At 55.4% G+C, this 21,321-nt stretch carries 13 protein-coding genes; 4 read left to right on the top strand and 9 right to left on the bottom strand.

All coding sequences use genetic code 11. The features are described from left to right. The first annotated feature begins 295 nt into the window (after nt 1-295). On the top strand, nt 296-6,271 hold the full coding sequence (locus tag K5Y33_RS11425) for an autotransporter outer membrane beta-barrel domain-containing protein (RefSeq protein ID WP_222233990.1): 5,976 nt from the start codon (nt 296-298) through the stop codon (nt 6,269-6,271). A gap of 107 nt (nt 6,272-6,378) precedes the next feature. Here K5Y33_RS11425 and K5Y33_RS11420 read toward each other — a convergent pair whose 3' ends face one another. From K5Y33_RS11420 to K5Y33_RS11405, 4 genes are read right to left on the bottom strand one after another with little or no spacing between them, the layout of a single operon-like run. Continuing rightward, a complete protein-coding gene (locus tag K5Y33_RS11420) occupies nt 6,379-7,215 on the bottom strand; it encodes a metal ABC transporter permease (RefSeq protein ID WP_222233989.1) in 837 nt (278 codons plus the stop codon). Next, complete coding sequence (sitC, locus tag K5Y33_RS11415; RefSeq protein WP_101761431.1) at nt 7,208-8,071, bottom strand: iron/manganese ABC transporter permease subunit SitC; 864 nt, start codon at nt 8,069-8,071, stop codon at nt 7,208-7,210. Before sitC ends, K5Y33_RS11420 begins: the two co-directional genes overlap by 8 nt. Then, nucleotides 8,055-8,861 (bottom strand): manganese/iron ABC transporter ATP-binding protein, encoded by an 807-nt coding sequence (locus tag K5Y33_RS11410; protein WP_222233988.1) that lies wholly within the window; start codon nt 8,859-8,861, stop codon nt 8,055-8,057. Before K5Y33_RS11410 ends, sitC begins: the two co-directional genes overlap by 17 nt. Next, nucleotides 8,858-9,760 carry a metal ABC transporter substrate-binding protein gene (locus K5Y33_RS11405; RefSeq protein WP_101761433.1) on the bottom strand — a complete coding sequence of 301 codons (903 nt, stop codon included), beginning with the start codon at nt 9,758-9,760 and terminating at the stop codon, nt 8,858-8,860. The genes K5Y33_RS11410 and K5Y33_RS11405 overlap by 4 nt, the downstream gene beginning before the upstream one ends. 197 nt (nt 9,761-9,957) lie before the next feature. On the opposite strand from K5Y33_RS11405, the gene K5Y33_RS11400 reads away from it, so the two are divergent. Beyond that, nucleotides 9,958-11,286 (top strand): FAD-binding oxidoreductase, encoded by a 1,329-nt coding sequence (locus K5Y33_RS11400; protein ID WP_222233987.1) that lies wholly within the window; start codon nt 9,958-9,960, stop codon nt 11,284-11,286. A gap of 38 nt (nt 11,287-11,324) precedes the next feature. On the opposite strand, the gene K5Y33_RS11395 is transcribed toward K5Y33_RS11400, so the two are convergent. Then, entirely contained in the window at nt 11,325-12,611 is a 1,287-nt protein-coding gene (locus K5Y33_RS11395; protein ID WP_222183188.1) for a PAS domain-containing methyl-accepting chemotaxis protein, read from the bottom strand. Nucleotides 12,612-13,060: 449 nt separating this feature from the next. Here K5Y33_RS11395 and K5Y33_RS11390 point away from each other — a divergent pair, with 449 nt between their 5' ends. Further along, the gene (locus K5Y33_RS11390) at nt 13,061-15,040 is read left to right on the top strand and encodes an autotransporter outer membrane beta-barrel domain-containing protein (RefSeq protein WP_222234329.1); all 1,980 of its coding nucleotides are present in this window, start codon (nt 13,061-13,063) and stop codon (nt 15,038-15,040) included. Between the two features lie 320 nt (nt 15,041-15,360). Continuing rightward, nucleotides 15,361-17,217, top strand: coding sequence for a hypothetical protein (locus K5Y33_RS11385; RefSeq protein WP_222233986.1), 1,857 nt, complete (start codon nt 15,361-15,363; stop codon nt 17,215-17,217). A 55-nt stretch (nt 17,218-17,272) separates the two neighbouring features. Here the strand turns inward: K5Y33_RS11385 and K5Y33_RS11380 are convergent, their stop codons facing one another. From K5Y33_RS11380 to K5Y33_RS11365, 4 genes are read right to left on the bottom strand one after another with little or no spacing between them, the layout of a single operon-like run. Continuing rightward, complete coding sequence (locus K5Y33_RS11380; RefSeq protein WP_222233985.1) at nt 17,273-18,661, bottom strand: FAD-binding oxidoreductase; 1,389 nt, start codon at nt 18,659-18,661, stop codon at nt 17,273-17,275. Nucleotides 18,662-18,715: 54 nt separating this feature from the next. After that, on the bottom strand, nt 18,716-19,516 hold the full coding sequence (locus K5Y33_RS11375) for an ABC transporter permease (RefSeq protein ID WP_101761439.1): 801 nt from the start codon (nt 19,514-19,516) through the stop codon (nt 18,716-18,718). Beyond that, nucleotides 19,513-20,346 (bottom strand): ABC transporter ATP-binding protein, encoded by an 834-nt coding sequence (locus K5Y33_RS11370; protein WP_192412919.1) that lies wholly within the window; start codon nt 20,344-20,346, stop codon nt 19,513-19,515. The genes K5Y33_RS11375 and K5Y33_RS11370 overlap by 4 nt, the downstream gene beginning before the upstream one ends. Beyond that, on the bottom strand, nt 20,343-21,314 hold the full coding sequence (locus K5Y33_RS11365; RefSeq protein ID WP_192234952.1) for an ABC transporter substrate-binding protein: 972 nt from the start codon (nt 21,312-21,314) through the stop codon (nt 20,343-20,345). The genes K5Y33_RS11370 and K5Y33_RS11365 overlap by 4 nt, the downstream gene beginning before the upstream one ends. Between the last annotated feature and the right edge of the window lie 7 nt (nt 21,315-21,321).

Genomic DNA, 21,321 nt, shown 5'->3' with positions numbered 1-21,321 from the left:
ATGAGAGTTTTATTAAATCCCATATAGTTTACTTGATGTTTCAATATCATCATCTTTACGACTATTAGATCCGGGTAATTATAAAATCACCCTGGCTTAATTCCTAAATCCTTTCTCCCACCTCACAAATCCTTAACTCAAACTGGACGCTTGCCAGCTAAAGCGTAGATACTCATTTCACCCGATTTCAAACATTAAAAAGCTGAAACAAAATAATTCGATTACTTAAACAAACCTAAAGCGCAACGGTAATAATCCGTGCGCGTATTGTCTTTTCTCTGTTGAGGAAAACATTGTGTTTAAATTAAATCCGGTGTTACTAAGCCTTGTGGCTGCGCAAGGCGTGATGTTCCCTGTGTTGCCGACAACGGCGGCGATATTAAAGCCTTATACGCCTGAAATTAATGACAATAAGGTTGGTGCTTACTGTTTATGTAATGGCAGCACGCAAACGCTGAGCGGATTGCCGCAGTTCGTGCCGGGTGAAAACGGTACGGGCAGCGTAACGATTGGTGAGTTGCGCAATATTGGGCGAATTATCAATGACAACGTGATTGGCGCGGCGCGGCTGCAAATCGGTGCGCAGAATTACGCTATTGGCATCCCCAATTACGAAGAAAATACCTACACCACCTATCAGGTATTTAATACTGCAGAACTGGTTGATTTACCTGCAGTAGGTCTGGATACGGTCGTGCCAGATTATTTTGATGTAAACGACAAACAATATATCAACGCGCGTGTCGCTTCCGTCAGTAATGGCACGCTGAATATCGATATTGGCAAGCATAACGCGGCGACGACTTCCTCCAGTAATAGCTGGTCGATGGCGGCGAAGCAAAGCCAGTTATTTACCGCCAGCAAAAAAGGCAATTTGAACTGGAATTCCAATAACCGTATCGCCTTCACCGCCGGCACCACGCCGTACGGTGGCGATCGCCTGGCTTACGATGTCGGCAACGTGGTGGAATACGCGGGTGTGTTTACCGTCAACACGCTGGATGGCGGCACTAACACGTTCAACGTCACTAATCTCAATGAACTGCGCAATTACAACGACTGGCTGATCGATCAGCTTTCCAACGCCAACCTCAGCACCGAAAGTTACAACACAGAATTCAATAAGGCCTACGCGCTGCGCGAAGGGCGCGTGGTGTATCGCATGAGCACCAACAACTTCGATGATGAAGTGGCGCTACCGATATTCGATCAGGTGGTGCTTAGCGCCGATGGTCCGAAGGCAACAGTGAAAATCAATCGCGGCAAAACGCTGGAAGTGGTGAACAGCAACAGCGCGGTGATGCGTGCCAGCAACGGGGCTAAGGCGATAGTCGATGGCAAACTCGCCAGCACCGGTTCTGGCCTCGAGTTGCTTAGCGGCGCGCGCGGCTTTAATAACGGCGTCATCAACGCCGGTTTTCTTAATAACGCCAATGGTAAAGGCGTCGATAGCAGCACGGTTGGCGCGGGCGGCAGCGCGGTCGACGTCAGTTATGAAAGTCGCTTTATCAATCGTGGCGTGATCAACCTGCAACCCGGCGGAGGTTTCAGCACCGGCATCAACGCCTACAACAGCAAAGTGGTTAACCACGGCAACATCAACGTTGGCGTCAGCGATGTCAGCAGCGGCGGCACGGCAGCGGGCGTATTGCTGAGCAGCGATGGCAAAGGCGGTTTCGTTAACGCCAAAGACGGCACCATCTACATCGGGCGCACACCGCAAAATCGCAAAAATGATCCAACCGAAGATGTCGCCGTCAATCTGAGTGGCGGCGCCAGCGGCATCTATCAATTTCTTGATTCAAAAGCCGTGAATAATGGCCACATCGTGATTGGATCCAAAGTGCAAAACGCGGCAGGGATGAAGGTGGAACTCGCGCCTCACGCGGTTACGCTGAACAATGGCGTCATCGACGTTAACGGCAAGGCGCAAATTCAACCCGCCGAAAACGTGGGCATGTTGGTGCTGGATTCCGGCAGCCTCGGTAAGGTTGGCAATACCGGCACCATCAATGTCAACGGCTACAACAGCACTGGCCTAAAAGTCATCGCGCGCGATGGCAATGACTCCGTGGCATTTTCCAGCGGCGCAATCAACGTGCCTGGCGATGGCGATCGGTTTGTTAATTCCTTTAACACGGCGGTATGGGTGAAGGGCGATCCGGGCGGCACGGCTTACGCGAAACTGACCGGACCGATACGGCTCGGCGGAAACTCGAATATTGGTATTCGTGCGGAAGGGCTTGCGGTGGTTGATGTCAGCGCTAATGCGGTGCCGCTATCCGTGCCTGATCCCAACGTGTATACCGCACGGCATATCAGTTTTTATACCCTTGGCCCCAACGCCAGAATCAACTTGCCCGCCAACGGCAGCTACAGCACAACCGTGCCGTACGGCAATATTTTCCGTGTTGCAGATGGGGCAGATTTTAACGGCACCGGCCGCACGCTTTCCATGACCAACTCGTTCGCCACGGGCGTGTACGGCAGCGGTGAGTTCACCGACGTCAACACCAATGGCGCGACCTTCAACGTTGCCGGCAATTACGCGCGTGCTATTGAGATCAGTGATGGCGCGCACGCCACCATTGATGCGGCGACCCGCATCAGGCTGCTCAGCAATGGCGCGACCGGCGCGGTGGCGGATGGCAATCAATTCACCCTGACAGGCGACCCGATCAATCCGCAAACCCAGTTCAATCCCGATACGCTTCTGATCAACCATGCGGCGCTCAGCGGCGTTGCTGATAATCAGCAGGCGCTGGTTGTCACCAATCACGCCCAGTTGATTAATACCGGCGACATCACCTTAGGCGGTCAGAGCACCAACGGTATTTATGCGCAGAATGGTGCCTTTGCCTTCAACCGTGGCGATGTCACCGTGACGCGCAGCAGCACCGGTCTGTATGCGTATGGCAATCCCGAGTACACCGATGGCGTAACGCCGACGGAAGTTATCAATATCGGCTTGCTTAATGTGTACAACGTGGATGCCGAGAGTTTCTCACCCAGCCGAGGATTGATCTCTTATCACGAGCTGGCGCGCTTCTATCAAAACGGCACCATCAATTTGTTTGGCTCAAACGCGCTGGCGGGCGCGGTGTTTGCCGGTGGACTGCTTGATTTAGGTGATGGCAATCGCGTGGTGTATCACGACAGGAACCAATACGGATTTCGCGCGGCGGATCCCGGCACGCGTTTGATCAGCCACGGCGGCAGCGTTGATGTCAGCACTGAAAACTCCAGGCTGTACGAAATCGTTAACGGCGCGTGGCTGTATGCCGAAACGCCAGGCAATGTGACGCTCAGCGGGGAAAACACCACCGGCATTGACGTGAGCGGATACGGCGCGATGGTTTCCCGCACCGACAATTACACCGTGACCGGCAAAAATGCCACCGTGATGCGCGTCAGCGGCAGCGCCGAGGGCGTGATCACCAGCGGCATTGCCCTGAATGGCGAAAACGGCACCGCGGCGGTGGTCGGCGGCGATGAGTCGGAAATCTACGCCGCCTCGCGAATCACCGGTAACGGCAGCAATAGCACCGCTTTTGATGTGAGCGGTGGCGCACGGTTGTTTAATCAGTATCAAGGCGTCGTCGATCTCACCGGACCAAACAGCACAGGCGCGCGCGTGCATGACGGCGGTAACTTCATTAACCGTGGCAGCATGCGTATCGCGTCGGGCATCGGTGTGGACGTCAGCAGCGGCTACGGTCAATACGTACCGGTGGACAGTTCCCTGCGCGTTGATGAGGGCACCGCAGCGTTACGCGTTGGCAACGGCGGCTGGCTGAAAATCTACGGCGACGGGCAGGGCGCGAGCAATATTTATGCGATGGGCAAAGCCGATGGCTTGTTGCTGGATAACGGCGCGCAGGGCTTTGAAGCCAACGACATCATCCTCGGCGCTTACGGCAGCGGCAGCGTAATCAACAACCGCGCGGAAACCACCAATATCTCGCTGGATAACGTGATGCTGGATGTGAGCGGCGGCAACGGCGTGCGTTCGGCGACCTCATTTGATCCTAATGGTCGCGCGTTGATCAACGTCAGCGGTGGTGCTACCGGTTATCGCTTCGAAAATGCAGATGGCTCAACCACCAGCAACGATCTGGTGATCGGCAAGGATTACGCCATTCTGGTTTCCGGCCAGGGTACCGGCGTTCGCGCTAACACCAGCGGCAAAGTGATTTCGCAGGGCTCGATTGGCATTCGCGATTTCAACGGCGGTTCGGCGATTGTCACCAGCACCGCCAGCCAGGTGATCAATCAGGGTTCGATTGCCTCACTCAGCCGCGTCTCTCCGCTGATCGATTTGCGCGGTGGCGATACGGTATTTATCAACCAGGGCAACATCTCCGCGCCGTTCCCGGATCAGGTCGTCGTAGCCGGAGGCGCAGGCAATGATGTGATCGCGCTGCTCGATGGTGCGGTGGTCGGCGATGTGAATACCGGCAGCGGCAGCGATGAACTGGTGGTGGCCGGCGGCACGCTGAACGGCAGCCTGACGATGGGCAATGGTGCGGCGAATCAGGCGACGGTGCAGAGAGTCAGCCTGGCCGATACCCGTCACATCACTACCGAAAACGGCGCTGGCAGCACGCTCAATCTCAGCGAACTGACGGCGCGCGGCGGCTCGTTTGCCAGCGATGATGTCAGCAAAGGCACCAACCTCGGCGCGGGCTGGAGCACGCTCAACTTCTTCGCCACCCAATGGACGCTAACCGACAACATCAAACTGGCGCACAGCACCATCAATATCGACGCCGGCAGTACGCTATTTGCCGGCGATAACGTCAATCCGCTGCTGCAAGGCGCGACCGATGATTCGTTGGTGGTGAATAACGCCGGTACGCTGGATCTCACCAACGGCGGCAACGCGGCGGCGAATGTTTTAACCATTGATGGCGAACTGGCATCGGCGCGCGGCAGTCTGAAACTCAACTCTACCGCCACGCAGAGCGACAACCTGCGCGTAAACGGCAATGTGTCGGGCACCACTTTTATCGACGACACGCTGATCGGCGGCCCGCAGCTGGATAGCAATCGCGACGGCGTGATTGCCGCCAACGAAGGCGTGTCGCTGGCGCAGGTAACCGGCAGCGCCAGCGCAACCAGTTTTGCGCTCAAGAGCGGCTATGTGGCGTCCGGGCCGTGGCAATACGGTTTAGCCAGCTTCGCGCCGGGCAGTTCAACATCCGGTGCGTGGGATTATCGACTCGCTAACACCTTTGTCTGTGAAGACGGTTCGCTGTGCCAGCCACAAGCGGGCAGCAATCAGCGTGCCGCGCGGCTGGCCGTGACGCCGCAGGTGCCGTCTTACATCTCCGCGCCGGTTGGTTTGGCCTATTACTCGCTGGCGGTGACCGACGATCTGCATAAACGTCTTGGCGAACTGCGTCAGCAGCAAACCGCGTCCGATGCCGTGGGCGGCGAGATGTTTATCCGCTATCTTGGCTCCAATCTGAAATATCAAAGCAATCGCGGTTTAGCCGATTACGGCTACGACTTCGATCTGGATTACAGTGCGGTACAGCTGGGTGGCAACGTGCTGCGCGCAGACGGCCCGCAAGACAGCTTGCGCGGCGGCGTGGCCTACACGCGCGGTAATACGCGCATTCGCCCTCACGCCGCCGACGGTTACAGCTCTACCAGTTTCGACAGCGATAGCATTTCGCTGTACGGCACCTGGCTGCGCGACAGCGGATTCTACCTCGATGGTTCGCTGAGTTGGGGTTGGTATCGCGGTGAAACCGACATCGCCCGGCAGAAAGAGGTGGCAACACTGAAAGGCAAAGGCTGGACGGCGTCGGTGGAATCGGGCTATCCGTTCACCTTCGCCAACGGCGTGCGCCTTGAACCGCAGGCGCAAATCACCTGGCTGCAGATGAAGATGGACAGCTTCACCGATCAGGATCGCACGCGCGTGTCGTACAACGATTACGATCAAACCATCGGACGACTCGGCGCGCGCCTCGATCGCACCTGGCTGGACGCCAGCCAGAATGCCTACACGCCGTACCTTCGCGCCAACTACTACAAAGGCTGGGGCGGCACCGCGAAAACTAAAATCGGTGCGGCGGATACTGAAGACAGTCAAATCTTCGAAAGCGGCAAGTTTGGTCAGATGTGGGACGTTGGTTTAGGCGGCAGCGCCACGCTGAATAACGATGTTGCGCTGTATGCCGAAGCCGATTACCGCAAAGAGATCGACGGCAACGGCGCCAAAGGCTGGCGCTATAACGCGGGCGTGAGGTGGTCGTTTTAAAATTCAGCCTGTCCATCGCGCATGCTGGAGTGCGTCAATATAAGTGGTTTTCAACCCCTCAAAGATGAGGGGTTAGAGGTGATTTAATTTCCTGGCGACCAAAATCATTAGCCAGGCACTTGCTGCGTGCGCCGATCCCTCACGGTGACATACAAAAACGCCAGCACAAACAGCGCCGCGTAGATCACCACAATGGTTGGGCCCGGCGCGCTGTCGAGGAAGAACGAGGCGTACACGCCGCTGAAACCTGTCACCACCGCAATGCCAATCGCCAGCAACATCACCTGCACGAAACGACGTGCCAGCAGTAAAGCGATAGCGCCAGGCGCGATCAGCATGGAAATTGACAAAATCACGCCCACCGATTTCAGCGCAGCGACGATAGTTAACGAGATTAAACACAACAAGCCGTAATGCATCAGTTTGCCGTTGATGCCGCAGGCGCGCGCCTGATTGGGATCGAACGCGTGCAGCAGTAAATCTCGCCATTTGATGCCAATCAACAGGCTAACAATCAGCGCGATAGCCGATGTCTGGATAATATCCGCCAGGCTGATGCCCAACATATCGCCGAACAAGATGTGGTCGAGATGCACTTCGGGCTGCAATTTCAGATACAGCACCAAACCGGCGCCAAACATGCCGGAGAAGACGATGCCCATTACCGTATCGGGTTTGATGCGGCTGTTCTCACTGATGTAGCCGGTAGCGATGGCGCACACCATGCCCGCGACAAACGCGCCGATGGCGTACGGCAAACCAATCAGCCAGGCGATCACCACGCCAGGAAATACCGCGTGGCTCATCGCATCACCGAGCAACGACCAACCTTTCAGCACCAGAAACGCCGACAGCATCGCGCACGGCAGCGACAGTACCAAGGTGGTGATTAGCGCCATGTTCATAAATTCGAACTGGAACGGACTCAACAATAATTCAGCCATTTACGCCGTCCTCCATGGTCTGACGCGCACGGCGGCGCGAAGCCAGCACGCCATGTTTTGGCGCGAAAACAAAGGCCACTAAAAATACCAGCGTTTGCGCCACCACAATCACGCCGCCGGTCGCGCCATCGAGGAAGTAGCTGCTCCATGCGCCGAGGAAACTGGTGACGCTGCCGATGGTCACGGCGATCAGCAACAGGCGCGGAAAACGATCGGTCAACAGATAGGCGGTGGCGCCGGGCGTCACCACCAGACAAATCACCATAAAAGCGCCGACGGTTTGCAGCGCGGCGACGGTGGACGCCGAGAGCAGGGCAAAGAACAGGATCTTCAGCCGCAGCGTATTCAAACCGAGCGAGCGCGCGTGGCTCTCGTCGAAGAAGGTCACCATCAGATCTTTCCACTTCAGCAGCAGAATGGTCAGGGTGATAAAGCCAATCGCGCCGAGCTGCCAGATATCAGCAGGCGCGACCGACAAAATATTGCCCAGCACAATGGTTTGAATATTCACCGACGTGGGATTGAGTGAAACCAGAAACAGGCCGATGCCGAAAAACGACGAGAAGATCAGGCCGATAATGGCATCTTCTTTTAAGCGCGTGCGCTGATTGAGAAACAGCATGCTGCCCGCCGCCAGCCCGCCGGAGAGAAACGCGCCGAGGGAAAAGGGCAGTCCGAGCATGTACGCGCCCGCCACGCCGGGCACAATTGAGTGCGACAGCGCATCACCGATCAGTGACCAGCCTTTCAGCATCAGGAAGCAGGAGAGAAAGGCGCAAATCGCGCCGACCAGCGCTGCGATCCACATCGCATTCAGCATGTATTGATAGCCAAACGGTTCAATAATCCACGACATGGTTCGCTCCCCGGTCAGGATTTTTGTCTTTCATCAGCTGCATTAACACCGCGTTACGCTCATGCAGCGCGCCATCAAAGGTCTGCGCCAGATTATCGGCGGTGAAGGTGTCATGCAGCAGGCCGCTCGCCAGCACGGTATTTTTTACCAGCACGCAGCGATCGCAGAAATCAGGGATGGCGTTGAGATCGTGAGTGGAAACCAGCATGGTGCGGCCTTCGTCGCGCAGCTCTTTTAGCAGGGCAATAATCGCGGCTTCGGTTTTAACGTCCACGCCGGTAAACGGCTCATCCAGCAGGATAATCTGACCACTTTGTGCCAGCGCGCGTGCCAGAAAAACGCGTTTTTTCTGCCCCCCCGACAGCTCGCCAATCTGCCGGTGGCGATAAGCGCTCATGCCCACGCGCTCCAGCGCTTGATCAACGCTAAGTTTATCGGCGACACGCGGAATACGCAGCATGCCCATATAGCCGTAACGGCCCATCATCACCACATCTTCCACCAGCACCGGGAAGCTCCAGTCCACTTCCTCGGACTGCGGGACATAGGAAACGATGTTGTGTTTCAGCGCCTTGTTGGCCGGTAAACCCGCTAGCGTTACCGCGCCCGAGGTGAGCGGCACAAATCCCATGATCGCTTTGAACAGTGTGGATTTGCCGGAGCCGTTGACGCCAATCAACGCGGTGATGCTGCCAGCGGGCACGCTAAAAGAGGCTTTACGCAGCGCCGTGTGGCCGTTGCGGTAGGTAACACCCACATTCTCGACGATTAATCCTGCGGCTGGGTTCATTTCTGACTTCCTTCTGTGATGCCTTTCACCACGGTTTCGGTGGTGACGCGCAGCAGATCCAGATAGGTCGGCACCGGGCCATCGCTGTTGCTCAGCGAATCGACGTACAACACGCCACCGTAATGAATGCCGGCTTCACGCGCCACTTGCTGAGCGGGTTTGGCAGAGATGGTGCTTTCACTAAAGATGGCAGGAATTTGATGATCGCGCACCGCATCGATCACCTTACGCACCTGCTGCGGGGTGCCTTGCTGATCGGCGTTAATCGGCCATAAATAGAGCTCTTTCAGACCGAAATCGCGCGCCAGATAAGAGAAGGCACCTTCACTGGTCACCAGCCAGCGTTTATCGGCGGGAAGCTTGTCGACAGCGGCACGCATCGGCGCGATGGTTTGCTGAATCTGTGCTTTGTAACGCTCGGCGTTGGCCTGATAAATTGCGGCATTGGCGGGATCGTATTTCTGCAGCGCGTTGCGGATGTTATCGACGTAGATCAGCGCGTTATCCGGCGACATCCACGCATGCGGATTCGGTTTACCGTTGTACGGACCTTCAGTAATGCCCATCGGCTCAATGCCTTGCGTTACGGTGACCTGCGGCACATCGTTAAGACGCTGGTAAAACCGGCTGAACCACAGTTCCAGATTAAAGCCGTTTACCAAAATCAGATTGGCACCCTGCGCGCGACGAATATCGCCTGGCGTGGGTTGGTATTCGTGGATTTCTGCGCCGGTTTTGGTAATCGACGTCACATCCGCCGCATCGCCCGCGACGTTTTTCGCCATATCGGCGATCACCGTAAAGGTGGTGACCACTTTGAGTTTTTCAGCCGCTGACGCGGTAAATGCGCTGAGTGACAACAGGACGGCAATCGCAGGCAAAAGGCGTTGAGTGAACATGATCATCTCCAGAGTAATATAGCCAATGCTATAATATATAGCTGATGCTATCTATATGAGTCATTTTTGTTCACAACGCCAGTGTAAAGACAAAAATTTACGAAAGGGGCAAGTGTCATAAAGACGGAATTAAACGGCATTTCCCCTAAAACATTAAATATGGTTACATCAACAAAAAGCGGACAGGATTTAAGACGATGCGCATCAAAATCAATGCAGTAGCAGACAGTGAACGCTTTCCCGAATCCGTTGATGTGATTGTGATTGGCGGCGGCATCATTGGCACGTCAGTGAGTTACGAACTGGCAAAGCAGGGCGTTTCCGTGGCGCTGTTTGAGAAGGGCGTGATCGGCGGCGAGCAATCCGGCCGCAACTGGGGCTGGGTTCGCCAGCAAAACCGCGACCTGTACGAATTGCCGATGGCGATGCGCAGTTTGCAGCGCTGGGACGAGTTGAGCAGTGAAATTGGCCTCGATCTCGGCTTCTCGCGGCAGGGCATTACTTACGGCACGCAGAGTGAAAGCGATCTGGCGCGCTGGGAAGCGTGGGGCAAGCAGGCGCAGCAACTGGGTTTCGTCAGCCATTTGATGACCGCAAAAGAGACGCGCGAGCGCATCGGCAACAATGCGCCGTGGATTGGCGGCGTGTGGTCGCCCAGCGATGGTCGCGCAGAGCCGTCGCTGGCAGCGCCGGCGATGGCGACTGGCGCGAAAAATCTCGGCGCATCAATCCAGCAAAACTGCGCGGTGCGCGGCCTCGATGTATCTGGCGGACGCGTCACCGGCGTCTGGACCGAGCGCGGCCTGGTGAAAGCTAACCGTGTAATCTGCTGCGGCGGCGCGTGGAGTTCGCGCTTCTGCAAGCAATATGGCATCGAACTGCCGAGCGCCAATATTCTGGGCACCGCGTTCAAAACCACGGCGGCGCCTGAAGTGATCAAAGGCTGTCTCAGCACCGGCGGGTTGTGTATTCGCCGTCGTCAGGATGGCAGCTACACCGTGGCGCTCGCCGGACGCGGGCAGATTGATCTCGCGCCGCAAAATATCCGTTACGCCACCAGGTTCTATGCGATGTATCGCAGCAAGATCGCTAAGAAGCTCAAGGTGCGCATCAACGGCTCATTCTTCAACGGCCCGGAAGCCGCCGATTCGTGGTCCAATCAAAGCGAGTCGCCGTTCGAAAAGATCCGCACCCTCGATCCGGCAGCGGATAACGGCATTGTGCAGGAAGCGATGCAGGCGCTGGTGCAGCTCTATCCGGAGTTGAACGGCATAAAGGTGGATTACGCGTGGGGCGGGTGGATTGATACCACGCCGGATTTGGTGCCGGTGATTGATGAGATGACGAGCATACCGGGCTTGTTTATCGCCTCCGGCTTCAGCGGCCACGGTTTTGGTATTGGGCCAGGCGCAGGATTGCTGTGCGCGCAGATGGTCAATAACAAACCGCTGTTCACTGATGTGAAGCCGTACAGCCTGGCGCGGTTCGCCAAAGGTCAGGCGATCCGTGAACCGCAGATGATGTGATGGTGGGCCGGTGCGCGTTGTTGCACACCGGCCGAACATTACACATCCAACCGATGAATCACGTTCACAAACTCATGTACGCCGCTGTTAATTTCTCGCAGGCTGCGTGACAACACGCTGATTTTATCCTGCTCGGTCACCACAAACTGCTTGACCTCATTAAGCTGCTGCTCCATCTGCGCAATCAGGCTGGCGTTGTGTTCCACCACTTGCGTGATCTGCTTAGTCGCGCTGGAGGTGGACGCCGCCAAACGTCGTACTTCGCCCGCCACCACGCTGAATCCGCGTCCTGCTTCACCGGCGCGCGCAGACTCAATTGCCGCATTCAGCGCCAGAATATTGGTTTGCGAGGCAATCAGGTTGATGGTCTCGACCACTTCGCTAATGCTTTTCGCCGAGGCGTTGAGCTCGCCCCCGATCGCCGTTGCTGCATTAACCTGCAGCGCCACCAACCCTGAATTGCGGATGGTTTCGTCCAGCACCTCGTTGGCGTTGTCGGTAATTTGTGACGTTTCTTCTGAGGTCGTCAGCGCGATGTCGGCCACGCGCTTGGCGGCTTCCACGCGCGCGGTGATATCTGAGGCGATTTTGATCACCTTGTACACCTTGCCATCGGCGTCATAAACCGGGTTGTAGCTGGCCTCAAGCCAGATGCGTTCGCCGCCGGCGGTTTTGCGTTCGAAGCGGCCGACAAAGTGCTGGCCTTTGGCCATTTTGCGCCAGAAGTCGGGATTTTCACTATAGAAGTTATCGAAGCAGAACATGCGATGATGCTGCCCTACAACCGCAGCCAGCTCATATCCCATGTGCTTAAGGAAGTTATTGTTGGCCGTGAGGATTTGTCCGTCCGGCGTGAACTCAATCACCGCCATGGAGAGATCCAGCGCGGTGATCACCGCTTCTTTATGCTCCAGCTCCTGATGACGTTCAGTGATATCCGATGCCACCTTGATCACTTTGTAAACCTGGCCTTTGTCATCGCTCACCGGGAAATAGGTGGCGCTGAGATAGAAGCGCTGGCCTTGCTTATTGAAGCGCTCAAAAATGCCGGTCACCGATTCGCCAGACGCCAGCGTTTGCCAGAAGGCGAGATAGCGCGAGGATTGGCTGTGTTGCGGGCTGCAGAAGAGACGGTGATGCTTCCCCTGAATCTCATTTAACTGGTAGCCGGTGGTGGCAAGGAAGAGGTGATTGGCGGTGAGAATCTCGCCGTTAGGCGTAAATTCAATCCATGCCACATGCTGTTTGATCGCATTGATATCTTTAGCCACATCGCCACTTTTATAAAACGGCAAAGAAAGACTCGACTTTTTCACACCAAACATGGGAAGCCTCAGGTGATTATTGTGCTGTTGAACGTAATGCGTGCAGTGCAAAATTGGTCACGCTCAACATGCGTCACCTGAGCTGCCCGCAGATTCCCCTTCGCCGTACACTTAAGTGTCTCTGTGCGCCGCAGCGCCGCACGGGGTATGTAATTAACCTACCTGATGTTTTCAAAATGTACCGCTCAGAGCGTACTCGCACTCCGCAACACTAGTTATCGGCGGCCTTATTTAAAGGTTTAATTTAAATGCATGTAAAAGGGCTGTTAATAAACTTGAGTTTATTTGCCGCTGCAAACTGGCATAACGCCCCCTTCCTGACTAAATAGTTAAACGTCCTTGATATTTTCTTAACGCATTCCTGATGCGATGTTGCGGGTTCGCTTGATGCGCGGACCTTACCTTTTGCCGGTCAGACGCTGCATCTCTGGCCCATCACGGAGTTGATGATGAACAACCACAAATCTGCGCTTTCTGCCGTCGCCATCGCCACACTCACTGCGTTGTTGACGCCCGCACCTGCGCTGGCATGGGACAGTCTGACCGTGTTTGGAGATAGCTTGAGTGATAGCGGCAATGTGGGCCGCTTTACCTTCGACGGTGCACAACATCCTTTATATGATGAGATTCTTGCCGCGCATTTGGGGGAGGATTTACAGCGCTCAACGTTAGGCGGCAGCAATTATGCGCAGGGTGGCGCAGTTTCGGTACCCAAGCTCGATCCTGATTTAAACACCCAGGATCAGCTGGCGGGTTATCTCGCTTCAACCGGCGGTCGCGCGGATAGCAACGGTTTGTATATTCATTGGGTCGGTGCCAATGACATCGCCGTTGCCGTCACCAATCCCTTAACCGCCAGTGAAACCATCAGCAACAGCGCCAATCAATCGGTTGCTCAAATCAAAACCTTGCTGGATGCCGGCGCGGGCGCGGTGATTGTGCCCACCGTGCCGCAGCTCGGCTCAACGCCCTATATGATTCAAACCGTGCTGCGCGTGCTGGGAAGTGAAGCCACACCGGCAATGGTGGCAGCGTTTCAGTCACTGGATGGCGTGACCACACCAGATAAAGCCGCGCGACAGCAAGCGGTGCAGGATGCCTTCACGCAAGCGGCAGGCGAAGTTTCGTCAGTTCCAGCGGTGCGTGACGCACTAGCGCAACAGCTTTATAACGCATGGCAGGAGCTGAGCGAGCAGGTCACGGCGCTCTCCGAAGGTTATAACCAGCAGGAAGAAGCGGGGCTGGCGACCTTGAATGGCAATATTGTGCGCGTGGATATCGCCGGGCTGTTCGATGAAGTGATCGCCAATCCAACCCAATATGGCTTAACCAACACCATCGGCATCGCTTGTCCGATTGGCACCTCAGCGGATGAGTGTCAATCCAGCACGCCGGGCTTCTCCACGGCGCAGGATTATCTGTTTGCCGATCGTCTGCACCCGAGCCCAGCGGTGCACGCGATGATTGCCGATTACATCCAGTCGATTCTGGATGCGCCAGCGCAGGTGGCGGCGTTATCACAATCGCCACTGATGATGGCGCGGGATACGCAAAACACGCTGGATGGACATTTGCAGCAGCAGCGTCAACAGCCCGCCAGCGCCGGAAAGTTCACGGTATTTGGCGGCTATGCCGGGCAACATGTCGATTATCAGGGCGACAGCTGGAGCGACGGAAATGCCAACACCACCAACTTAACGCTGGGTATCGGCTATCAGATCACCGACAACTGGCAAACGGGTGTGCTGTTCTCCAACACCAATCAGCGCCAGGAACCTTCGTCGAACTACGACTACAAACTACGCGGCAATCTGGTGGCGCTTTACAGCCAGCTGACGGTGTTCGATCAGGGCTGGATTAACGCCGATCTGCATTATGCCGATCTCGATTTCGACAGCATCGAGCGTGATATCCACATCGGCCCGTCCAAACGTACCGAGCAGGGTAGCACTAGCGGTAAATTGCTCGGCATGCGCGTGCAGACTGGCTGGACGCTGCCGATTACTGAAAATCTCAGCACCGGGCCGGTTGCCAGTTACGCGCTGGATTACGGTCGCGTCGGCGGCTATAGCGAGAACAGCGACAGCAGTACCGCAATGCGCTACTCCGATCAAACCACCCATTCACAGATTGGCTCAGTGGGTTGGCGCATCGACAGCAAACAGTGGGTGGTTAATCCCTGGGCACAGGTGAGCTACAACCATCAGTTTGGCGATACCGATTCCACGGTGCGTGCCGGGTTGAAATCAACGCGTACTTCGTTTGAACGCAGCGTCGAGGCGCGCGATAAAAACTGGCTGGATCTGTCGCTGGGTGCCAACGTGCCGCTCGGCGAAACGGTGAATGCGTTTGCCGGGGTTTCAACCGTCGGTGGAAATAGCGATTACCATCAGGTGACCTGGAATGTCGGTGTGAACGCCACGTTCTAAGCATGCAGGCCAGTAACTGTTAGTTGCTGGCCTGTTAATTTATAACGATCACAAATGCTTTCTCTGCTTAGCAATCAACCTTGTAATTCCGCGTAACCTCTCCTGTTTCGTGCCATGTAAATAAAGAAGTTGTCTGCGATTAATCTGTAAATCGCCTCGCTGCCGCTACGCTTTTTTCCATTAATCATATTGTTGTCAGGCCATGCCAAAATCACATAAGTCAAATGCCCCAGTTAGCGTGGTACGCATCAACACATTAATTTTCAGTTACTTATACTCGATGGTGCAGTTACTTTCTCTTAATAATTAAGGGGTACACCATGGCGAATGCGTCCAGCAATACGAATACCACACCACAAAACACTGTCACGGCGGCGGCACCGGTTATTCAGGTCATAGATATCGAACAGCTTAAAGCCACCGAACCCACCACCGGCGGTGAACTTGCTACGGTGCTGGAATATAAGCGCGGAACGAAAGCTGGCGGCGGCGTATTTGTTTATGACGCAACAGATACCACATCGCCAGACGATGGTGGGTTGGTGATTGTGACTGCGGGAAAGAAACGCTGGAAAAGGGTGATACTGGATTATAACTCGGTCACCGTGCTGGATTTTGGCGCGGTGCCTGACGGGAAAACCGACTGCATCGCAGCGGTAAAACGTATGTTTAACTGGTCGCAGCGCGTGCTGCCATCAGCAGGGATACGTTTTACTGCGGGCGAATTTAGTATGTCGACGTTTGATATCTCAGATAAAGAAATTAACCGTTTTAAGGTGACCGGTGCGGCGGTCAATTTCGGTTATTTTCCAACAACGACGTTGTTTTTCGACTGGGATACCAAACCTCGTGGTCAACATTTCTTTAAAGTGCAGGCACGCTATGCCGAAATTTCTGGGCTGGTTGTGAAAGGCAAGAGTTCGGACAGCGGTGGTGATGGCGGCACGGCGTTCAATAATGTCGGTTTCTATGCCAACACCATTATCGGCGGCCAGTTCTTGCGCGTCAGCAGTATGGAATTCCGCTATTTGGGCGGACGTGCGCTTGATCTTATCGATACGCTGGATTGTAAAATCGACCAGTTCTATTCCCGTGGTTGTCAGGACAGCATTGTTTATGCTCGTTGGTCCGATCGCCAACAAGGCGCGTGGGATCACTCTACGGCAATTGAGCTGTCGAATTTTAACTTACAAGGCAGCACGAAGAAGCCAGTATTGGATCTTCCGCGCTGTACCCAATCCTTTATTCGCAACGGCTGGATTGAACACTCCGAATTTGCCGGTGATCTTTCCAATGGCCAGTGGGTGATTGAGGGATTAGCGATTGAATCCACCGATAACCCATTAAAACTGGGTTATTGCCGCGCCACTATAATTCAAAAAAGTATTCACAACCAAAGTGCCGGATTCGATTACAGTACCGAAGGTATTGAGCCGTGGACGCTAATCGGTGAAGGCGATCGTGGCGTACTGGAGATGTCGGATTGGGGAATCGTTGCGCAAGGTTCATTGAGCTATGACTATATCTCCTCGCAGTATCACATGGATAATCAGGGGAAGGAGGCTGAACAGTGGTTTTATGTCGGGGAATTCGCCTTCTCTAATGCCAACTCGCAAATACATGTGCGCATTATTGGCACCGCACAATTCCTCTCACAAAGTGAAACCCAAACTGACTTTAGTAGCCGTACGCCGGAAGGCGTGGCAAATATCTATCTGCAGGCAAGAAATGGTGCAGATTCTATTGGCAGCTGGTACGGCGAGGGTTCCAGTCCGGTGACCAAAGTGCATATTTCGGGTAATGGTGCCCGAACCAAACTCTATGTGAAAATTGCGGGATTTACCGCCTATTCCATTGCGCTAGTCGATACCAATGGCAAAGACCGATACCAGGCTGGAAATTGCTTTATTTTCCGTAAAAGCTTCACGGCCTGTAGCGCCGAAGAGAGCACCAGACTGAATGCGGAGAAAGTTGTTGCCTTTGAACAGCACTGGATTGGTAATAAACAAGTTGGCTTTGGGTACAACGACAATAAAGAGTTGTTATTGCATGGTCCGGTGTTCGAAAAGAGCGTGCAAAATACCGATGGATCATGGAGAACGCGTCGTTTCTTAAAAGTTCGAGTCAATGGAACGGAGCGCAGTATTGAATTGCATAGTGCTACCGATCCCTATTAATTTTATCGAGCCAGCAATCGAGGTTGCTGGCTCGACAATAATAAAATCTACGTGGTTAATTGACGCCAGGGATATGCACATCCGGCAACGTATCGCGTACTTCCCAGCCGCGCAATTTGCCGGGATTTAATAAATTGTGGGGATCACAGGCGCGTTTCATCGCCACCACATCAGCACGCACCATGCCCTGTTTGCCATCTTCAATATGAATCACATGTGGATTATTAATTTTCACGCCATTCGTGCGGTAAGTAGCCATAATCGCGTTGAGGCGATCTCCGTCCTGATAACGCACCAACGGTAAACCGCTACAGGTAATGCTGCCGTTCATATCGCGTAAGAATTCAATGTGCGACATCACCTCATCGGATAATTGCGCTTCCAGCGTTAACGCTTGCTGCAAATAGTTATCCGTCGCGTAAGCAGTTTGCAGGTAAGTTAGCGTCTTATCGATTTTCAGCGCCTGCAGCGTGGTGTGATTCCAGCAATATTCAATCAGCGAATGCCCGCTATTTTCCCCTGCGGCAAAATGCAGCGCATTGCGGCCCGCATGCTGGCTCAGCAGCGCAGGTAACAGCCCGTCGCTTTCGCTGCCCACCACGGAAATCACCCCATGTTTGCCCGCCACATCGGCATCGGCCAGATCGCTGAAGTAATCAAGCACCGGCGCGGCGAACACGGCGATTTGGCGCTTCACCATGCCCGGCGAACGGGCCAGCGCATCGGCAAAGGCCATAGCCGTAGGGAAGTCGTTGAAAGTGTCGAGACGTTCGATCCAGTCGTGGCGCGGTGCCAGCGCCAGTTCAATCTCCAGCACGATGCCATTGCTGCCGTACGCGTGATGCAGCAGCAGCGCATCCGGCGCTTGCAGGGTGATAATGCGCGGCGTCTCTTCCATGGTCATCAGGCGCACCGACAACACGTTGCCTGGCGCGGCCAGCGGACCGTAATTAATCGAACCTACGCCGCCAAATCCGCCGCCAAACAGGCCGCCGAGCGTCGCCAGTTTCCAGGTGGAGGGCATGCAGCGCAGCTCCCAGCCAAGTGGACGCGTATGCGCTTCGAGGTCGCCAAGGCGAATACCCGCCTGCGCACGCACCGTGCCGTTGCCGACAGCCGTGACGGCGTTGAGGCGCGTCATATCAACCATCACGCCACCGTGCAGCGGAATCAGCTGACCGTAATTACCGGTGCCGCCGCCGCGCAAATTGAGTGGCACGCGCTGTTTGGCGCAGGCTGCCACGATCAGTGCCAGCTCATGCTCATCACGCGGACGTACCGCCAGTTCGGCAAACTTCGCTTCCAACTGCGGTTTCAAGACCGGGCTGAACCAGTGGAAATCGCGCGACAGACGTTTTACCTTCGGCGCTTCTTTGATCCAGTCAAGTTCAGGCAACGCCGCGACCAGCGCCGCCAGTGCAGACTGGCGATCGGAATCAGACATGTGTATTTCCTGTGTGAAAAGGGGTATTGCGCCACTACGGCGCATGCGTGTTTCTTAACTGGGGCTCAATTCACTCTCATGCCATGCCGCCAGCACGCGGCGCGTTAGCCACGACATCAGCGCGAACAGCAGGAAGCCTGCCAGTGAAATCAGCAACAGCGCGGCAAACATCAGCGGGATATTGAGCTGATAACCGGCCTGCAAAATCTGGTACGCCAGCCCGGTATCGGTGCCGCCGGTGCCAGCGACAAACTCTGCCACCACCGCGCCAATCAGCGACAAGCCGCTGGAGATGCGCAGCGCGCCGAAGAAGTACGGCAGCGCCGAAGGAATACGCAGGCGCAGCAGAATCTGCATGCGTGATGCATGATTAAGGCGGAAATAGCTCAGCAATCCTGGCGACACGCTGCGCAGACCTTGCGTGGTATTGGAGATTATTGGAAACACCGCCATCAAGGTGGCGCACACCACCAACGACAGCGTGGTGTCTTTCACCCAGATGATGATCAGCGGCGCGATCGCGACAATCGGCGTCACCTGCAAGAACACGATATAGGGAAAAAGGGCGGTCTCAATAAAACGATTTTGCACCAGCAGAAACGCCACAATCGAACCAATCACAATCGCCACCGCAAAGGAGATAACGGTGATTTTCAGGGTGTAGAGCAATGACATAAACAGCGTCGGGAAGTTCTGCACCAGACTTTGCGCCACCACTAGCGGCGACGGCACCAGAAACACCGGCACCTTGAAGGTGGTGACCAGAAACTGCCACAGCAGCAGCATGGCGACCGCGACGATGGCGGGGAACAGCCACTGCTGAAATTGACGATGGGACGCTAAGGGTTTCATCATTGACTCTCCTTGCTCGCCGCCAGCAGGCCGCGTTGCAACTGTTGCGCATAATGCGTGAAATCCTGGCTGACGCGGAACTCATCGTCGCGCGGCAACGTGGTTTCAATGCGGATGTCATCTACCACGCGTCCGGGGCGCGCCGCCATCATAATCACCCGCTGCGACAGAAACACCGCTTCCTGAATTGAGTGGGTGACAAACACCACCGTCAGCTTCTGCTCTTGCCACAAATCCAGCAGATCGCTGTCCAGCTTGTTGCGGGTGATCTCGTCCAGCGCGCCAAACGGCTCATCCATCAGCAGCACCTTCGGGCGCGTGACCAGGCCGCGCGCTATCGACACGCGCATCTGCATGCCGCCGGAAAGCTCGCGCGGCAATACGTGACCAAACTGGCCGAGGCCTACCAGTTCGAGGATTTCGCGCACGCGGGTGTCCGCTTCGGCACGCGGCACGCCCGCCAAATCGAGCGGCAGACGCACGTTTTTGTGCACGTTGCTCCACGGCATCAGCGTCGCTTCCTGAAACACAAACGACAGCGGCAGATCGCGCTGATTTTCCCGCCGATCGCGGCGAAACAGCATTAACTTGCCATCGGTGGGTTCAATCAGCCCGGCGATCATCTTTAGCAAGGTGCTTTTGCCGCAGCCGGACGGGCCGAGCAGCGAGACAAATTCGCCCTGACGAATAGTGAGATCGACCGGCAGCAGTGCGCGCGTACCGTTGGGATAAATTTTCTCCGCTGACAGCACCTCAATCGCCGGTGGCGCCGCAGAACGCGGCACCGCTTGCGCATCGGGATGCAGCAGCGTCAAATGGCTGGCGCTATTCATGGCAGAACCTTGACGTCTTGGATGAATTTCAGCGTGTAGCTGCCGTCAAACGGTACTTTGGCCGCATCGATCAGCTTCGTATCGACCAGTAGCTGCCAGGTTTGCTTGAGACGCGCTTCGGTCATGATGCCGATGCCGCCGGTTTGCGCATCGCCGCCGGTCAGCATCTGGTATTTCTTCATCTGCGCAATGCCGAAAGCGATCTGTTCATCGCTCATCTGCGGGTTCTCTTTCTTGATCAGCACGTTACCGGCGCTTGGATCTTGCAGATAGTTTTTCCAGCCCTGCATCGACGCTTTCACAAACGCCGCCACCGCAGCCGGCCGTTTCTCGATGGTCGATTTCATGCACACGATGCTGTTGCCGTACGGCGGATAACCCCAATCGCTGATCGGGTAAACATTGGCCTGCGCATTGGCTTTTTGCACTGCAAACGGTTCGGAGGTGATATAGCCTTGCTGCACCAGATTTTTATCGGCAAGGAACGGCTGAATGCTGAAGGTGTAAGGACGCACGCGGGCATTTTTCAGCTTCAGCGCGCTCTGCGCCCACGGCCAATATGAGGTATAGGCTTCCGCCGCCAGCAGGAAGGTTTTGCCCTGCAAATCGGCCTGGTTTTTCACATCCGGATGGGTGAGAAAGGCAATTGCCGAGTGCTGGAAGGTGGTGGCAACCGGCATCGCCTGCACGCCTTGCTGCCAGATTTCCAGCGCCTGCATGTTATCGCTGATGATGCAGTCGGCCTGACCGGCCGCCATCAGCTGCATGGTATGCACCTGCGGACCGCCCATCTTGATGGTGACATCAAGGCCGGCATCGCGATACAGATTCTGCGCCTGCGCCTGATAGAAGCCGCCGTGTTCGGCCTGCGCATACCAGTTGGTCATAAAGGTGAATTTCTCTGCCGCCATGCTCGGGGCCGAGAGTGCCAGCGCAAGCGCGGCAACAGTGCTCAATGTCTTTTTCATCATTATT

Source organism: Pantoea sp. DY-17 (assembly GCF_019795975.1).
GTDB classification, from domain to species: domain Bacteria; phylum Pseudomonadota; class Gammaproteobacteria; order Enterobacterales; family Enterobacteriaceae; genus Pantoea; species Pantoea leporis.
The sequence above is the reverse complement of the archived record's forward strand: the minus strand, read 5'-3'. Positions and strand labels throughout refer to the sequence as shown.

Coding starts and splice junctions, on each gene's coding strand:
- K5Y33_RS11410 (WP_222233988.1), bottom strand. CDS start 8,861: ATGAACCCAGCCGCAGGATTAATCGTCGAGAATGTGGGTGTTACCTAC.
- K5Y33_RS11420 (WP_222233989.1), bottom strand. CDS start 7,215: ATGGCTGAATTATTGTTGAGTCCGTTCCAGTTCGAATTTATGAACATG.
- K5Y33_RS11365 (WP_192234952.1), bottom strand. CDS start 21,314: ATGAAAAAGACATTGAGCACTGTTGCCGCGCTTGCGCTGGCACTCTCG.
- K5Y33_RS11385 (WP_222233986.1), top strand. CDS start 15,361: ATGGCGAATGCGTCCAGCAATACGAATACCACACCACAAAACACTGTC.
- K5Y33_RS11375 (WP_101761439.1), bottom strand. CDS start 19,516: ATGATGAAACCCTTAGCGTCCCATCGTCAATTTCAGCAGTGGCTGTTC.
- K5Y33_RS11395 (WP_222183188.1), bottom strand. CDS start 12,611: ATGTTTGGTGTGAAAAAGTCGAGTCTTTCTTTGCCGTTTTATAAAAGT.
- K5Y33_RS11380 (WP_222233985.1), bottom strand. CDS start 18,661: ATGTCTGATTCCGATCGCCAGTCTGCACTGGCGGCGCTGGTCGCGGCG.
- sitC (WP_101761431.1), bottom strand. CDS start 8,071: ATGTCGTGGATTATTGAACCGTTTGGCTATCAATACATGCTGAATGCG.
- K5Y33_RS11370 (WP_192412919.1), bottom strand. CDS start 20,346: ATGAATAGCGCCAGCCATTTGACGCTGCTGCATCCCGATGCGCAAGCG.
- K5Y33_RS11405 (WP_101761433.1), bottom strand. CDS start 9,760: ATGTTCACTCAACGCCTTTTGCCTGCGATTGCCGTCCTGTTGTCACTC.
- K5Y33_RS11400 (WP_222233987.1), top strand. CDS start 9,958: ATGCGCATCAAAATCAATGCAGTAGCAGACAGTGAACGCTTTCCCGAA.
- K5Y33_RS11390 (WP_222234329.1), top strand. CDS start 13,061: ATGAACAACCACAAATCTGCGCTTTCTGCCGTCGCCATCGCCACACTC.